Source organism: Streptomyces sp. DSM 120436, from assembly GCF_055778765.1.
Genome location: NZ_JBSKBS010000001.1, coordinates 4473344 through 4488197, shown reverse-complemented (window position 1 = coordinate 4488197; position 14854 = coordinate 4473344). Strand labels below are relative to the sequence as shown.

Below are 14854 nucleotides of genomic sequence, written 5' to 3'. Positions count from 1 at the left end.
GCGTTCCTGCGATTCCGGTCGGCCCCTCACTCCCCCTCGTCCGGCAGGACCACCCCCGCCAGCCGGTCCGGGTCCGCCAGGATGTAGAGGGCGGTGATGCGGCCGTCGTGGACGGTGGCCGTCAGGACCGAGCCGGCCCGGCCGTCGACCACGCTGACCAGGCCGGGGGCGCCGTTGACCAGGACCATGCGGGCGGTCGCGTTGGAGCGGGCGAACAGCGTCGCCGACTCGGCCACGCGCCGCGCGCCCCGGAGCCGCTTCGAGCCGGCCACGCCCTGGACCAGCGCGCCCGCGTCCGCGCGCAGCACCACGTCCGGGTGGAGCACGGCGAGCAGCGCCTCGAAGTCCCCGGTGCGCGCGGCGGCGCGGAAGGCGTCGAGGGCCTGCCGCTGCCGTCCCGCGTCGGGGTCGGACGGCGGAGCGGAGGCGCGGACCCGGCGGCGGGCCCTGCTGGCGAGCTGCCGCGTCGCGGACGGCGACCGCTCCACCGCCGGTGCGATGGCGTCGAAGGGCACGGCGAACATGTCGTGCAGCACGAACGCCAGCCGCTCGTCGGGGTCGAGGCTCTCCATGACCACCAGCAGGGCGATGCTCACCGAGTCGGCCTCGAGCGCCTCCTGCTCCGGGTCCACCCGGGACAGCGGCCGGATCACCGGGTCGGGGACGAACGTGTCGTCCATCGGCTGCTCCCGGCGGGCGGTGCGCGAGCGCAGCAGGTCCAGGCAGATCCTTCCGGTCACGGTGGTGAGCCAGCCGCCGAGGTTGTCGACCTCGGCGGGATCCACCCGGCCCAGCCGCAGCCACGCCTCCTGCACCGCGTCCTCCGCCTCGGCGAGCGAGCCGAGCATGCGGTAGGCGACCGCCTTGAGGTGGGCGCGGTGCTCCTCGAAGCTCCGCGCGAGCCGTTCCTCGTCCTCCCCCACGACGCTCACCGGGGGAACACCTCGAAGGCGACCGCCGGACGGTTGCCGAACCGCTTCCCGGTCTCCTCGGCGAACCCGGTCAGCAGCGTGCGCGCGTACGTCTCCGGGTCCTCGTCGGTGAGCGCCTCGATGTAGGTGCGGTGCTCCAGCAGGGAGCGCACCGCCCGCTCCAGTCCGTCGGTCGCGTCCACCGCGTGGGTGGGCGTGTCGGAACCGGCGACCGCGACCCAGCGCACGCCGTCCCAGGGCTCGAGCCCCTGCTCGGTCAGCTCGGGGAAGATCCAGCGGTTGCCCGCGTCCCCGGCCGCGTCGAGCGTGGCCCGGCCGACGGCCGCGTGGTCGGGGGTGTTCCAGGTGTGGCCGCCCCAGGTGTCCCGGTGGTTCAACGTGACGACCAGCTCGGGGCGGTACCGGCGGATCGCCGCCGCGATGTCCCGGCGCAGGGCCGGACCGTACTCGATCACGCCGTCCGCGTGGTCCAGGAAGGCGACCTCGGACACGCCCACCACGGCCGCGCTCGCCCGCTGCTCGCGCTCGCGCAGCGGCCCGCACCGCGCCGGCTCCAGGGTGTCGATGCCGGCCTCGCCGCGGGTCGCCAGCAGGTAGGAGACCTCGCGCCCGGCGTCGGTCCAGGCGGCGATGGCCGCCGCGCAGCCGTACTCCAGGTCGTCCGGGTGGGCGACCACGGCCAGAGCGCGCTGCCAGTCGTCGGGCAGGGGCGGGAGTTGACTGATCGTCGGCTCGGTCATGTCCGGCACCTTAACCCCGTGCGCCGACAGCGCACGGGGGCGCGCGGTCAGACCTCGTCGCGGGCGAGGGCGAGCAGGCGGTCCAGGACGCGGGGGCCGCCGGCGCGGACGCCGTCGTGCTCGAACTCGTCGGTCACCCAGGTGCGCAGGCCGCGGACGGCGCGGGCGGTGGCCAGGGAGTGCGCGGTGTCGACGTACATGTCGTCGTGGTAGACGGCCGCCGCGACCGGGACCTCGTTGGCGGCCAGGCGGGCCGGGTCGTACAGCGGGGTCCAGTCGGTGCGCTCGGCGAGCAGTTCGGCGGTCTCGCGCAGCGGGCGCAGCGCCGGGTCGCAGTCGAACATCCACGGGTGGATGGTCTCGCCGGTGAACAGCAGCGGCTCGTCGCCGGCGAGCGCCTTGGCCGCGTCGAACCGCGGGAACTCGGCGCGGACGCGTTCGGCGGACCAGGCGGTGGGGCGGGCGTCCTGGGCGTAGATCGCCTCGTGGACCAGTGCGTAGAGGGGGTGACCGGCGAACGAGAGCAGGGCCTGCGCCTGCTCCTGGAAGGCGTCGGAGAGCGCGGGGCCGGCCGGGGTGGGGACGAAGGCGTCCTCGAGGAGGTGGTGCAGGCGGTGGCTGCCGTCGCCGCTGCCGAGCATCTGTCCGAGGGACTGGAACGCCTCGACGGTGAACCGGTAGCCGTTCGGCAGGACCACGTCGTGGGTGAGGAGGTGGTCGGCGATGCGGCGGGCGCGCTCGACGTCCTGCGGGTAGCGGGCGTAGTGGGCGGCGACCTTGCGCTCGATGCGCGGGTAGGCGGCCCGGTAGACGTCGTCGGCGTGGGCGTCGAGGGAGGGCAGGCCGCCGGTGATCAGGGCGGTGTCCAGGCCCTCGGGGGCCAGGGAGAGGTAGGCGACGGTGCAGAAGCCGCCGAAGCTCTGGCCGAGGACCGTCCACGGGGCGCCGCCGGTCACCTGGGGGCGGATGGCCTCGCAGTCCCGCACGATCGAGTCGGAGCGGAAGTGCGTGAGGTAGTCGGCCTGCTCGGCGGGGCCGCCGCGCAGCGGGAGCGTCTGCCGGTTGGCGGGCGTGGAGCTGCCGGTGCCGCGCTGGTCGAGGAGGAGCACCCGGTACTCCTCCAGGGCACGGCCGAGCCAGGCCGGCTTTCCGATGAAACGGTTCGCCCCGAAGCCGGGGCCGCCCTGGAGGTAGAGCAGCCAGGGCAGGTCCCGGTCCGCCTTGTCGCTCGCGACGACCTCGCGCGCGTACAGCTCGATCGTCTCGCCCGCGGGGGCGGCGTGATCGAGGGGCACGGTGAACCGGCGGTCGGTGAGGACCACGCCGGGCTGGCGGTAGGTGGCGGTCAACGGGACTCCCGGGACGTACGGATTGTCGGGCCGCGACCAGTTCAGCACATGTTCCTGCGGCCAACGACCCCGGGATCATGAAAATGTTCCTGAACGGCGGTCAGCGCGCCGACAGGCTGGAGCGTCGCACCACCAGTTCCGGGGCGAGCACGACCCGGCGGTGCTCGTGCGGGGTGTCCGGGGCCTCGGTCTCCTCCAGCAGCAGTCCGGCCGCCAGCGCCCCCATGGTGACGGCGGGCTGCCGCACGGAGGTGAGCGGCACGGCCGCCGCGGCGGCGAACTCGATGTCGTCGTAGCCGACGATGGCCAGGTCGTCGGGGACGCCGACACCGGCCGCGTACATCGCCTGGAGCACGCCGAGGGCGAGCAGGTCGTTGGCGCAGAACACGGCGGTGGGGCGGCGGGCCAGGCCGAGGAGCCGGGCGCCCGCGTCGCGTCCGGCGGCCACGTCGAGCCGTTCGGTGGGCAGTTCGTGCAGGCTGTCGGGGCCGAGTCCGGCCTCGGCGAGGGCGTTCAGCGCGCCGGTGCGGCGGTCCCTGACCTGGTGGAGTCCGGGCGGGCCGCTGACGTACGCGAGGGAGCGGTGCCCGGCGTCGACCAGGTGCCGCACGGCCAGGGCGCCGCCGGCCACGTCGTCGACGGAGACCGAGCACCCGGTGGCGCCCTCGGCGACCCGGTCGACCAGGACGAACGGGATGCCGTGCCGGCGGAACGCCTCGATGGTGCGGCCGGTGGCGTCGGCGGGGGTGAGGAGCACGCCCCGCACCCGCTGCTCGGCGAAGAGCGACAGGTACTCGGCCTCCTCGCCGGGGCTCTGGGCGCTGTTGCAGACCATGACGCCGAGGCCGGCCGCGCGCGCGGCCCGCTCGGCGCCGCGCGCCACGTCGACGAAGAAGGGGTTGCCCATGTCGAGGACGAGCAGGCCCATGATGCGGCTGCGGCCGGCGCGCAGCTGGCGGGCGGACTCGCTGCGGACGTAGCCGAGCCGGTCGATGGCGGACAGCACCCGGGCCCGGGTCCCGGCGGCGACCGTGTCCGGGCGGTTGATCACGTTGGAGACGGTGCCGACGGAGACTCCGGCGACGCGGGCGACGTCCTTGATACCCACCGACCGGGCCATCGACAGGGACCTCCAGGGCTACGGGGAGAGGGGCGACGGCGGGCCTCACCCTACCCGCAGGTCCGCCCCTTTCCGGCCACGAGCGGGAGGGCCCGTGACCGTCGGTCGAGGTGGAAGACCTCGGTGAGCGGGGTCATCGCCTCATCGGGCCGGGAGCCGTCGAGGGACGCGAAGAAGGGCGCCATCTCGGCCTGCCAGCGGGCGTTGACCCCGGTGGCCGCCATGCCGGCCTTCGCCGCCTCGAAGTCGTCGGTCTCCAGGCAGCCGGCGAGGAGGCCGTCGTCGCGCAGGAAGAGGGAGCAGTCGTGCCAGCCGGTGGCCGAGAGCGCCCCGCGCATCTCGGCCACACGGCGGCATGGCGTGCGCGGTACTCGTCGATGCGGCCCCGGCCCACCGCACCCCCGTCGAGGACGCGCAGTGGCTCGCCGGACGGACGGTGGGCGTGGTGCACGTGGTGGGCGGCGGCGCCCGCGACGCCCTGCTGTGCCGGCTCACCGCCGACGCCTGCGGGCTGCCGGTGGTGGCCTGCCGGCCGGGGCGGCGGCGCTCGGCGACGCGCTCGTCCAGGCCCGCGCCCAGGGTCGGGTCGGCGACCTCGCCGGCGTGCGGCGGCTGCCGGCCGCCGCCCAGCCGCTCACCCGGTACGAGTCGCGCGGCGACGCCCGGCGGCGGGCGGCGGCCCGCGACCGGCTCGCTCGGCACCGACCGGGTCTCCCCGAGACGCCCGCACCCGCACTACCCTGCCCCTCACCCGATGAGCGACCGGACGAGGAGCCGCGATGCGTGTCGCACTGTTCCTGACCTGCGTCAACGACACGCTGTATCCGGACACCGGCCGTGCCGTGGTGAAGCTGCTCACCCGGCTGGGCGTCGACGTCGACTTCCCCGTGGCGCAGACCTGTTGCGGACAGGCGCACTACAACACCGGGTACCGGCACGAGGCGGAGCCGATGGCCCGTCACTTCGCCGACGTCTTCCGCGACCACGACGCGATCGTGACGCCGTCCGGGTCGTGCGGGGCGATGGTGCGGGAGCTGTACCCGCGGATGGGTGAGCGGGCCCGGTCGGAAGGGCGCGGGGACGGTCTCGCGACGGTGCTGGCGCCGGTGGTGCCGAAGACGTACGAGCTCACCGGGTTCCTGGTGGACGTGCTGGGGGTGACCGACGTCGGGGCGTACTACCCGCACCGGGTGACGTACCACCCGACCTGTCACGGGCTGCGCTCGCTCGGTCTCGGCGAGCGGCCGCTGCGGCTAATGCGCGCGGTGAAGGGGCTGGAGCTGGTGGAGCTGCCGGGCGCGGACGAGTGCTGCGGGTTCGGCGGCACGTTCGCGCTGAAGAACGCCGACGTGTCGGCGGCGATGGGCGCGGACAAGGTGCGCAACGCCGAGTCGACGGGCGCGGAGGTGCTGTGCGCGGCGGACAACTCCTGTCTGATGCACCTCGGTGGCACGATGACGCGGCTGCGGACCGGCATGCGGCCGGTGCACATCGCGGAGATCCTGGCGAGCACGGAGGAGGACCCGGCCGTATGAGCGGAACGTTCGTCGGCATGCCCGCTTTCCCCGCGGCGGCCCGGGAGGCCGTGCGGGACACCACCCTGCGCGGCAATCTGCGGCACGCCACGCACACCATCCGCGCCAAGCGGGCGCGGGCGGTCGCGGAGCTGGAGGACTGGGAGCGGCTGAGGCAGGCCGGAATGCGGATCAAGGACCGCACGCTGCGCCGTCTCGACCGCTATCTGGTGCAGTTGGAGGAGTCGGTGACGGCGGCGGGCGGCACCGTGCACTGGGCCACGGACGCCGACGAGGCCAACCGGATCGTCACCGAACTGGTGAAGGCGACCGGTGAGTCGGAGGTCGTCAAGGTCAAGTCGATGGCCACGCAGGAGATCGGGCTCAACGAGGCCCTGGAGGCGGAGGGCATCGCCGCCTACGAGACCGATCTCGCCGAGCTGATCGTGCAGTTGGGCAAGGACCGGCCGTCGCACATCCTGGTCCCGGCGATCCACCGCAACCGCGGGGAGATCCGGGAGATCTTCACCCGGGAGATGGGCGAGTGGGGCCGCCCCGCGCCCGAAGGGCTGACGGACACGCCCGCCGACCTGGCCGAGGCGGCGCGGCTGCACCTGCGGGAGAAGTTCCTGCGCGCCAAGGTCGGCGTCTCCGGCGCCAACTTCATGGTCGCCGAGACCGGCACGCTGGTCGTGGTGGAGTCCGAGGGCAACGGACGGATGTGCCTGACCCTGCCGGAGACGCTGATCTCGGTGGTGGGCATCGAGAAGGTCGTGCCGACCTGGCAGGACCTGGAGGTGTTCCTGCAGACCCTCCCCCGCTCCTCCACGGCCGAGCGGATGAACCCGTACACCTCGATGTGGACCGGGACCACGGACGGGGACGGGCCGCGCGCCTTCCATCTGGTGCTGCTGGACAACGGCCGCACCGACACGCTCGCCGACGAGGTGGGCCGGCAGGCGCTGCGCTGCATCCGCTGCTCCGCCTGTCTGAACGTCTGCCCGGTGTACGAGCGGGCCGGCGGCCACGCGTACGGGTCGGTGTACCCCGGCCCGATCGGCGCCGTCCTCAGTCCGCAACTGCGGGGCACGGACAGCGAGATCGACGCGTCCCTGCCGTTCGCGTCGTCGCTGTGCGGGGCCTGCTACGAGGTGTGCCCGGTCGCCATCGACATCCCCGAGGTGCTGGTGCGTCTGCGGGAGCGGGTGGTGGAGGGCGGCGGGGCCGTCCGCGAGGGCAACAAGGTGCTGCTGCGGCCGGCGAAGGGCCACGCCGCCGAGCGGGCGGCGATGCGCGCGGCCCGCTGGGCGCTCACCCGCCCCGCCGCGCTGCGCACCGGGCAGCGGCTCGCCTCGCGCACCCGCCGGCTGCATCCGCGCACGCTGCCGGGACCCGGCCGGGCGTGGAGCGGGACCCGGGACCTGCCGCCGGTGCCGGCGGAGCCGTTCCGGGACTGGTGGCAGCGGACGCACGGCGGGAAGGAGGGCGGTTCGTGAACAGCAGGGAGCGGATCCTGGGGCGGGTGCGGCGTGCGCTGGTGGATGTGCCGCCGGGCGAGGACGCGACGGTCGAGCGGGACTACCTGCGCGCGCACGGGGAGCGGACCGTCGAGGAGACGGTGGACCTGCTGGCGGAGAACCTGGCGGACTACCGGGCGGTCGTGCACCGTACGGACGCCGGGGAACTGCCGTACCTGATCATGCGGTTGCTCGCCCGGCGCGGACCGCGGCACGTGCTCGTGCCGCCGGGGCTGCCACCGGAGTGGATGCCGGCGGCCGGCCCCACGCGCGTGCACGACCGCGCGGTCAGCACTCCGCGGGAGCTGGACGAGGTGGAGAGCGTGGTGACGGGCTGCGCCGTGGCCGTCGCCGAGACCGGCACCCTCGTGCTCGACGGCTCCCCCGACCAGGGCCGGCGCCGCATCAGCCTGATCCCCGACCACCACATCTGCGTGGTGCGCGTCCCGGGCCAGGTGGTGGCGTCCGTCCCGCAGGCCCTCGAACGCCTGGACCCGTCCCGTCCGTTGACGTGGATCTCCGGCCCCTCCGCGACCAGCGACATCGAGCTGGACCGGGTCGAGGGCGTGCACGGGCCGCGCACCCTGGAGGTCGTGCTGGTCCGGTGAACGGCCCGCCGGGAGGCGGGGCGGCTCACACCGTCGCACGATGTCGTCCGCGGGGCGTGCCGGGACCGTCCGCGCGCCGGATCGCGAGAGGATCGGGACATGACCGATCCCTCAGCTCAGATCAACGCCCTCATCGTCGACGCGGCGGACCCCGAGCGTCTCGCCGCGTTCTGGTCGGACGTGCTCGGCAGGCCGGTCGCAGGGCGCACGGGCCCTTACGTCTGGCTGCGCCGGGAGAACGGCCTCGGGCTGGGCTTCCAGCGCACCGACGCGCCCAAGTCCGGCAAGAACCGGATGCACTTCGACATCGCCGCCCCCGATCCGGCCGCCGAGCAGCGCCGGATCGAAGGACTCGGCGGGCGACGGCTGGAGGGGTACGACGGCGGGTTCCTGGTGATGGCGGACCCCGAGGGGAACGAGTTCTGCGTCATCCCCGCGGGGCCCTTCGAACTCGACGACGAGGGGCGCGCGCACTACCTCGACTGACCGCGGCCGACGGCCGGCCCCGGCGACGTCGCCGGGGCCGGCCTCCGCGGGCGGAGGGAATACCGGGGCGGCCGGTCCGGTTGCCGGGCGCGAAGGAGGTGTCAGGTGGACACGACGTACTACGACCACGGGACCCCCGCCGAGCGCTGGGAGCGCGCGGGGAGGTTCTTCGACGCCAAGGACTACACCGCCGCCGCGCGGGTCCTGGGCAGTCTGGTCGAGGAGGTGCCGGAGCAGACCGGTCCGCGTCTGCTGCTCGCCCGCGCCTTCTACCACTCGGCCCAACTGCGCCGCGCGGAGGCTGAGTTGCGGATCATCGTGGACCGGGACCCGGTGGAGCACTACGCCCGCCTGATGCTCGGCCGCACCCTGCAGCGGCAGGGGCGGGACGCCGAGGCGCAGCCGCATCTGCGGCTCGCGGCCGCACTGGGGGCACAAGCCGACGGGCGTGCGATCCTGACGTGATGGACACTCCGAGCGAACGCGTGCCGTTGGCCGAGCGGGTCGAGCGGCTCCTCGCCGAGGAGGGGCCGTTGCCCCTCGTCGCCGCCGGGCATCCGGTGCTGCGGCGCCGCACCGAGCCGTACGATGGACAGCTGGACCCGGTGCTGCTGGCGCGGTTCGTACGGGCGCTGCGGGTCACCATGCGCACGGCGCCCGGTGTCGGGCTGGCCGCGCCGCAGGTGGGGGTGGGACTGCGGATCGCGGTGATCGAGGACCCGGCGCCGGTGCCCGAGGAGGTGCGGGTCGCGCGCGGACGGGAGCCGCAGCCGTTCCGGGTGCTGGTGAACCCGCGGTACGAGCCGGTCGGCGCGGAGCGGGCCGCGTTCTTCGAGGGGTGTCTGAGCGTGCCGGGCTACCAGGCGGTGGTGGCGCGGCACGCGTCGGTGCGCCTGACCGGGCAGGACGAGCACGGGCGGGCGCTGGACGAGGTGTTCACCGGCTGGCCCGCCCGGATCGTGCAGCACGAGACCGACCACCTGGACGGCACCCTGTACCTGGACCGGGCCGAGCTGCGCTCGCTGTCCGCCAACGAGGCGGCGGCCCGGTACTGGGCGCAGCCGACGGCCGACGAGGCGGCGCGGGCGCTGGGCTTCGACCTGCCGTGAGCCCGCCCCCTGTCGGCAGTGCGGGTCAGGCGTCCCGGTAGGCCTCCAGCAGCCGCAGCCACACCTCGCTGATGGTGGGGTACGACGGGACGGCGTGCCACAGCCGGCCGACCGGGACGCGGCCGGCCACCGCGACGGTCGCCGCGTGGATCAGCTCGCCGACGCCGGGACCGACGAGGGTGACGCCGCGCACGATCTCGTCCTCGAGGTCGACGACCATGCGCGCCCGGCCCCGGTAGTCGTCGCCGTACAGGCTCGCGCCCGCCACCGAGGACAGGTCGACGTCCACGGCCCGCACCCGGTGGCCGGCCCGCTCGGCCTCGGCGAGGGTGAGGCCGACGGAGGCCGCCTCGGGATCGGTGAAGACGACCTGCGGGACGGCCGCGTGGTCGGCGGTGGCGGTGTGCACGCCCCAGTCCTCGCTCCGCACCGGCTCCCCGGCGGCCCGGGTGACGATGGCGGCGCCCGCGATGCGCGCCTGGTACTTGCCCTGGTGGGTGAGGAGGGCTCGGTGGTTGACGTCGCCGACGGCGTACAGCCAGTCGTGGCCGGTCACCCGGAGGGTGTCGTCCGCCTCCAGCCAGGAGCCGGGCTCCAGGCCGATCGTCTCCAGGCCGAGGTCGTCGGTGCGGGGGGCGCGGCCGGTGGCGAGGAGGATCTCGTCGGCCTCGATCCGGTCGCCGGTGTCGGTGAGGACGACGACGGTGCCGTTCTCCCTGGTCACGGATTTCACGGAGGTGCCGGTGCGGAGGTCGGCGCCGGCCTCGGTGAGGGCCTCGGCGACCAGCTCGCCGGCGAACGGCTCCATGCGGCCGAGCAGGCGTTCGCCGCGCACCAGGACGGTGACGCGCGAGCCGAGCGCCTGCCAGGCGCAGGCCATCTCGGCGGCGACGACGCCGCCGCCGACCACGACCAGCCGGCCCGGCGCGGAGCGGGCGCCGGTGGCCTCGCGGCTGGTCCAGGGGCGGACCTCGTCGAGTCCGGGCAGGTCGGGCAGCCGGGCGCGGCTGCCGGTGCAGACGGCGACGGCGTGGCGGGCGGTGAGGACGCGGCGGCCGCCGTCGGGGCCGGTGACGGTGACGGTGCGCGGGCCGCTGAGGCGTCCCCGGCCGCGGTACAGGTCGGCGCCGGTGCCCTCCAGCCACCGGACCTGGCCGTCGTCCTTCCAGCCGGAGGCGAAGGAGTCGCGCCGGGCGAGCACGGCGGCGGTGTCCAGGGGGCCCTGGACGGACGCGCTCAGGCCGGGCAGGCGGCGGGCGTCGGCCCGGGCGAGGACCGGACGCAGCAGGGCCTTGCTGGGCATGCAGGCCCAGTAGGAGCACTCGCCGCCGACCAGTTCGCTCTCCACCACGGCGGTGGAGAGCCCGGCGGCGCGGGTGCGGTCCGCGACGTTCTCGCCGACCGGTCCGGCACCGATCACCACGACGTCGTAGGCGGTCGCCTCCGTGTGCGTCTCCGTGTGCGTCGTTCGCGTTTCCGTCATGACGTCAGTCTGGTGGGTGGTGTGCCCGACGGCCACACGGGTAGGGGCGCGGAATACGTGACCGGTCGGCCGTGTTGTGCCGACACCCGAGCCGACAGCAGGAAGAGGGACCAGATCATGAGCGCCACCGTCGAACTCACCAAGGAGAACTTCGACCAGACGGTCACCGACAACGAGTTCGTGCTGATCGACTTCTGGGCGGAGTGGTGCGGACCCTGCAGGCAGTTCGCGCCGGTGTACGAGAAGGCGGCCGAGGACAACCCGGACCTGGTGTTCGGCAAGGTGGACACCGAGGCGCAGCCCGAGCTGGCCGCCGCCTTCGGCATCCAGTCGATCCCGACGCTGATGATCGTCCGCGACCAGGTCGCCGTGTTCGCCCAGCCGGGTGCCCTGCCGGAGGCCGCGCTGACGGACGTCATCGGTCAGGCCCGCAAGCTGGACATGGACCAGGTGCGGCAGCAGATCGCCGAGCAGCAGGCGCAGCAGCAGGGCGACGGTCAGGGCGCCTGAGCCCGCCGGAGCCCCGGAGCCGGGCCCGCGTCCGCACGCGCGGCGTGCGGGGCAGCGGGCCGGGGGTCGCGCCACCCGGCGCCGGCGGGGTGCCGTCGCGCCCGCCCGGGCCGCCCCAGCGGCATGAATGAGCGCCCGCGGCCGGCGGCGGTCGACGCGCGCCCGCAGCGACGCCACCCGTACCCACCGCATCGAGCGCTCCCGGTCGTGCAGTTCCCCGGGCACTCCCCCGGTGAGCCGGACCCGGCTGGGCGTCAAGCGTCAGCCGGACTCCCGCCGCACCACCGACGCCCCCAGCACCTTGTGCGCCTCCGGCGCGGCAGCCGGGTCGCGGACGGCTCGGTCGACCAGGTCGGCCAGTTCCTGACCGGACGGTAATTCGAGGTGCACGGTGCTGAGCCGGGGACGCAGCAGCCGCCCCAGCATCAGGTTGTCCGCGCCGACCACGGCCGTCTCCTCGGGGATGCGGATCCCCTCGTCCTGCAGCGCGCGCATCAGCAGCATCGCGTACTCGTCGTTGTACGTGAACACCGCGTCGAGGCCGAGGTCCCGCCAGCGGGCGGCGAGCCGGGCGGCGGCCTCCTCGTCGTACGCGAGCGGCAGCTCGGTCACCGTGGCGTCCGTGCCGTGCACCGCGGCCCGCACCCCCGCCAGGCGGGGCGCGGAGAACGTGTCCAGGCCCGGCTCCCCCGGCACGACCACGCCGATCCGTCGGCGCCCCCGGTCGAACAGGTGGGCGCCCGCGCTGTACCCGACCACGTCGTGGTCCATGAGCAGGGCGTGCGCGCCCTCCACGGTCTCGGGACCGAGCGTGACGACGGCCCGCGCCCCGGAGCGCTTGAGCACTTCCACGCCGCGCGGCCCGAGCCCGGAGCCGGGCACCAGCACCGCCACCGGGCGCAGCTCCGCCCAGGCACGGGCGGCCTCGTCGTCGTGCACGCCGACGGTGCCGTACTGGACGACCGTGTAGTCGAGCAGGCTCAGCGCGGCCTGCAGATCGTTGATGAACTTGCTGTACAGCGGGCCCACGGGGAACGCGGGCGCGGGCATCAGGACCATGCGGCTGTGCCCGGCGCGCAGGCTGCGGGCGGCCGCGTGCGGGACGTACCCGAGTTCACGCGCGGCCTCGCGGACGCGGCGGCGGGTGGGTTCGCTGATCCGCACGGCCCGGGCGTTGTTCAGCACGTAGGAGACGGTCGCGCGCGAGACGCCGGCCAGGCGGGCCACATCGGCGCTCGTGGGCACGGAGCGCGTCGGTGCGGGGGGCGCGGGGACGGGCGGGTTCGGTATCTGCACCATGACGTACGGCATCTTCGCAGAAGCCGTAACGCGGCCTTGAATCGGGGGAGTTGAGAGGGGCTGGCGGGGGCGTCCGGGGAGGTCAGGCGGTGGTGCCCGTGATGCGGTCGACCAGGCCGGTCCAGGCGTCCTCCAGGCGCTGCCGGGACATGCCGCACTGGTGCGTCAGGTGGTGGACCAGGGCGGGCTCGAGCTGGGCCAGCAGCGTGTGGGCGAGCAGGTCGCAGTCGGCGTCCGGGACCGCCTGGCGCAACAGCAGGGAGACGTGGCGGTGCCGCACCCGGTAGGGCGGGACGGTGAAGCGGCGGCCCGCGTCCGGCTCGGCCGCGAGCTGGAGCTCCAGGTCCTCCACGGTGCGGCGCAGGGCGGCACGGCCGAAGGCGCGCAGCCGCTCGGCCGGGGGCGCGCCCGGACCCAGCGGCGGGGGGCCGCCGAGGAAGGCGGCCTGGAGCTTCTTCTCGCTGTGGTCGAGGAGGGCCATCAGCAGGCCGGTGCGGTCGCCGAAGCGGCGGAAGACCGTGCCCTTGCCCACACCGGCCGCCGCGGCGACCTCCTCCATGGTGACGGCGTCGGCCCCGCGCGCGGCGACGAGTCCGGCGGCCGCCTCCAGCAGGCGGGCCCGGTTGCGGGCGGCGTCGGCGCGCAGGCAGGGCTCGTCGTCGCCGAGACCGAGCTGCAGCAGCTGCGGCTCGACGGGCTCCGGGGGCGTCGGGGCGGACGGGGGCACGGCGGACATGAAGCCAGCGTAAAGCATCGGGAATGAAACTGGACCGCAGTCCGGTTGGAGTGCTACAACTGCGAAGCGGACCCCGCTCCACATCGCATCGCGTCTCGTAGTCCACCTCCTGGAGTCCCCTCATGTCTGTTCGCATCCTCGCCCTCGTCGGCAGCCTCCGCGCCGGTTCGCACAACCGTCAGCTCGCCGAGACCGCGGTCAAGCTCGCTCCCGCGGGCGCCGACGTCGCGCTCTACGAGGGACTCGCGGAGATCCCGTTCTACAACGAGGACATCGACGTCGAGGGTGACGTCCCGGCCGCCGCGGCCAAGCTGCGCGAGGCCGCGGCCGGCGCGGACGCGCTGCTGTTCTTCACGCCCGAGTACAACGGCACCATCCCGGCCGTGCTGAAGAACGCCATCGACTGGCTGTCCCGCCCGTTCGGCGCCGGCGCCATCGGCGGCAAGCCGGTCGTCGTGGTCGGCACCGCCTTCGGCCAGTACGGCGGGGTGTGGGCGCAGGACGAGGCCCGCAAGGCCGTGGGCATCGCCGGCGGCAAGGTGGTCGAGGACATCAAGCTGTCCATCCCCGGCTCCGTGACCCGCTTCGCCGAGACCCACCCGTCGGACGACAGCGAGGTCGCCGCGCAGCTGACGGAGGTCCTGAACCGTCTGCACGCGCTGGTCGACGGCGAGCGGACCGCGGTCTGACCCAGGCTTCCCGAAGGGGCCGGAAGCATCCGCTTCCGGCCCCTTCCCAGCGCACGGGGGCGTCGCCGCCCGCCGCCGACGGAACCAGCGGAACCAGTTCCACGGCCCTTCGCACCGGCGACCGGCCACCCGGGGCGCCCCGGCCGCCGGACACCACGGGGCGCTCACGCAGGCCAGGGGTCTCTCCGGAGCCCGCGTCACCGGGCGGACGAACCACCGGCCGCCCCGGCTCACACCGCTGCCGCAGCAGGCCGCCCGTCGTGGTGGGCCGGTGTCGACGTCGTGGTCGGGGGCGCGCCCGTGCCGCCACGATCTCCGCCGCCATGGAGACCGCCGTCCCCTCCGGGGTGCGGGCGCCCAGGCCGGGGCCGATCGGGGAGCGCAGGCGGGACAAGCGCCGCTCCCCCACGCCCGCTTCCCGCAGCCGGCCCAGGCGGTCGGTGTGGGTGCGCCGGGAGCCCATCGCGCCGACGTACGCCACCGGCAGCCCCAGCGCCACCTCGAGCGGCGGAACGTCGGACTTCACGTCGTGCGTGAGCACGCACAGCACCGTGCGGCCGTGGGTGCGCGTGTCCCGCAGATAGCGGTGCGGCCAGCCGACCACGGTCTCGTCGGCCTCCGGGAAGCGTGCCCGGGTGGCGAACACCGGACGGGCGTCGCACACGGTGACGTGGCAGCCGAGGAACGACCCCACCCGTACCAGCGTCCGGCAGCCGTTCACGTGGCCGCACGCCGGGCCACCGGACCGACGACCGAGCCGAC

Annotated in this window: 15 protein-coding genes and 3 pseudogenes; 9 read left to right on the top strand and 9 right to left on the bottom strand. The window is 74.8% G+C overall.

What is annotated here, in order from left to right:
- Positions 1-26: 26 nt before the first annotated feature.
- The 5 genes and pseudogenes from sigJ to ACWH4W_RS20005 form a co-directional block, all read right to left on the bottom strand.
- Entirely contained in the window at positions 27-932 is a 906-nt protein-coding gene (gene sigJ / locus ACWH4W_RS20025; RefSeq protein WP_473077083.1) for an RNA polymerase sigma factor SigJ, read from the bottom strand.
- Complete coding sequence (locus ACWH4W_RS20020; RefSeq protein WP_473077082.1) at positions 929-1672, bottom strand: PIG-L deacetylase family protein; 744 nt, start codon at positions 1670-1672, stop codon at positions 929-931. The genes sigJ and ACWH4W_RS20020 overlap by 4 nt, the downstream gene beginning before the upstream one ends.
- A gap of 47 nt (positions 1673-1719) precedes the next feature.
- Positions 1720-3021, bottom strand: coding sequence for an alpha/beta fold hydrolase (locus ACWH4W_RS20015; RefSeq protein WP_473077081.1), 1302 nt, complete (start codon positions 3019-3021; stop codon positions 1720-1722).
- Between the two features lie 100 nt (positions 3022-3121).
- Positions 3122-4141: a LacI family DNA-binding transcriptional regulator gene (locus ACWH4W_RS20010; protein ID WP_473077080.1), complete on the bottom strand. Its 1020-nt coding sequence runs from the start codon at positions 4139-4141 to the stop codon at positions 3122-3124.
- 50 nt (positions 4142-4191) lie between these two features.
- Positions 4192-4559, bottom strand: a pseudogene (locus ACWH4W_RS20005) (L-rhamnose mutarotase).
- On the opposite strand from ACWH4W_RS20005, the pseudogene ACWH4W_RS20000 reads away from it, so the two are divergent.
- The 7 genes and pseudogenes from ACWH4W_RS20000 to ACWH4W_RS19970 form a co-directional block, all read left to right on the top strand.
- Positions 4521-4837: pseudogene (locus ACWH4W_RS20000) on the top strand (FGGY-family carbohydrate kinase); the annotation flags it as partial. The pseudogenes ACWH4W_RS20005 and ACWH4W_RS20000 sit on opposite strands and share 39 nt — an antisense overlap.
- Before the next feature lie 83 nt (positions 4838-4920).
- Complete coding sequence (locus tag ACWH4W_RS19995; protein WP_473077079.1) at positions 4921-5676, top strand: (Fe-S)-binding protein; 756 nt, start codon at positions 4921-4923, stop codon at positions 5674-5676.
- Entirely contained in the window at positions 5673-7151 is a 1479-nt protein-coding gene (locus ACWH4W_RS19990; protein WP_473077078.1) for a LutB/LldF family L-lactate oxidation iron-sulfur protein, read from the top strand. The genes ACWH4W_RS19995 and ACWH4W_RS19990 overlap by 4 nt, the downstream gene beginning before the upstream one ends.
- The gene (locus ACWH4W_RS19985; RefSeq protein WP_473077077.1) at positions 7148-7780 is read left to right on the top strand and encodes a LutC/YkgG family protein; all 633 of its coding nucleotides are present in this window, start codon (positions 7148-7150) and stop codon (positions 7778-7780) included. The genes ACWH4W_RS19990 and ACWH4W_RS19985 overlap by 4 nt, the downstream gene beginning before the upstream one ends.
- 99 nt (positions 7781-7879) lie before the next feature.
- Positions 7880-8266 carry a VOC family protein gene (locus ACWH4W_RS19980; RefSeq protein WP_473077076.1) on the top strand — a complete coding sequence of 129 codons (387 nt, stop codon included), beginning with the start codon at positions 7880-7882 and terminating at the stop codon, positions 8264-8266.
- 105 nt (positions 8267-8371) lie between these two features.
- On the top strand, positions 8372-8731 hold the full coding sequence (locus ACWH4W_RS19975; RefSeq protein WP_473077075.1) for a tetratricopeptide repeat protein: 360 nt from the start codon (positions 8372-8374) through the stop codon (positions 8729-8731).
- On the top strand, positions 8731-9375 hold the full coding sequence (locus ACWH4W_RS19970; RefSeq protein ID WP_473077074.1) for a peptide deformylase: 645 nt from the start codon (positions 8731-8733) through the stop codon (positions 9373-9375). Before ACWH4W_RS19975 ends, ACWH4W_RS19970 begins: the two co-directional genes overlap by 1 nt.
- Positions 9376-9400: 25 nt before the next feature.
- On the opposite strand, the gene ACWH4W_RS19965 is transcribed toward ACWH4W_RS19970, so the two are convergent.
- The gene (locus ACWH4W_RS19965; protein ID WP_473077073.1) at positions 9401-10858 is read right to left on the bottom strand and encodes a dihydrolipoyl dehydrogenase family protein; all 1458 of its coding nucleotides are present in this window, start codon (positions 10856-10858) and stop codon (positions 9401-9403) included.
- Positions 10859-10975: 117 nt separating this feature from the next.
- On the opposite strand from ACWH4W_RS19965, the gene trxA reads away from it, so the two are divergent.
- On the top strand, positions 10976-11368 hold the full coding sequence (gene trxA / locus ACWH4W_RS19960; RefSeq protein ID WP_290003120.1) for a thioredoxin: 393 nt from the start codon (positions 10976-10978) through the stop codon (positions 11366-11368).
- Between the two features lie 261 nt (positions 11369-11629).
- Here trxA and ACWH4W_RS19955 read toward each other — a convergent pair whose 3' ends face one another.
- Both ACWH4W_RS19955 and ACWH4W_RS19950 read right to left on the bottom strand, forming a co-directional pair.
- Positions 11630-12667, bottom strand: a complete 1038-nt coding sequence (locus ACWH4W_RS19955) for a LacI family DNA-binding transcriptional regulator (RefSeq protein WP_473077072.1) — start codon at positions 12665-12667, stop codon at positions 11630-11632.
- Between the two features lie 82 nt (positions 12668-12749).
- Positions 12750-13403, bottom strand: coding sequence for a TetR/AcrR family transcriptional regulator (locus ACWH4W_RS19950; protein ID WP_473077071.1), 654 nt, complete (start codon positions 13401-13403; stop codon positions 12750-12752).
- Positions 13404-13525: 122 nt separating this feature from the next.
- On the opposite strand from ACWH4W_RS19950, the gene ACWH4W_RS19945 reads away from it, so the two are divergent.
- Positions 13526-14092, top strand: a complete 567-nt coding sequence (locus ACWH4W_RS19945) for an NADPH-dependent FMN reductase (RefSeq protein ID WP_473077070.1) — start codon at positions 13526-13528, stop codon at positions 14090-14092.
- Between the two features lie 230 nt (positions 14093-14322).
- Here ACWH4W_RS19945 and ACWH4W_RS19940 read toward each other — a convergent pair.
- Positions 14323-14798, bottom strand: a pseudogene (locus ACWH4W_RS19940) (XdhC family protein); the annotation flags it as partial.
- Positions 14799-14854 lie beyond the last annotated feature (56 nt).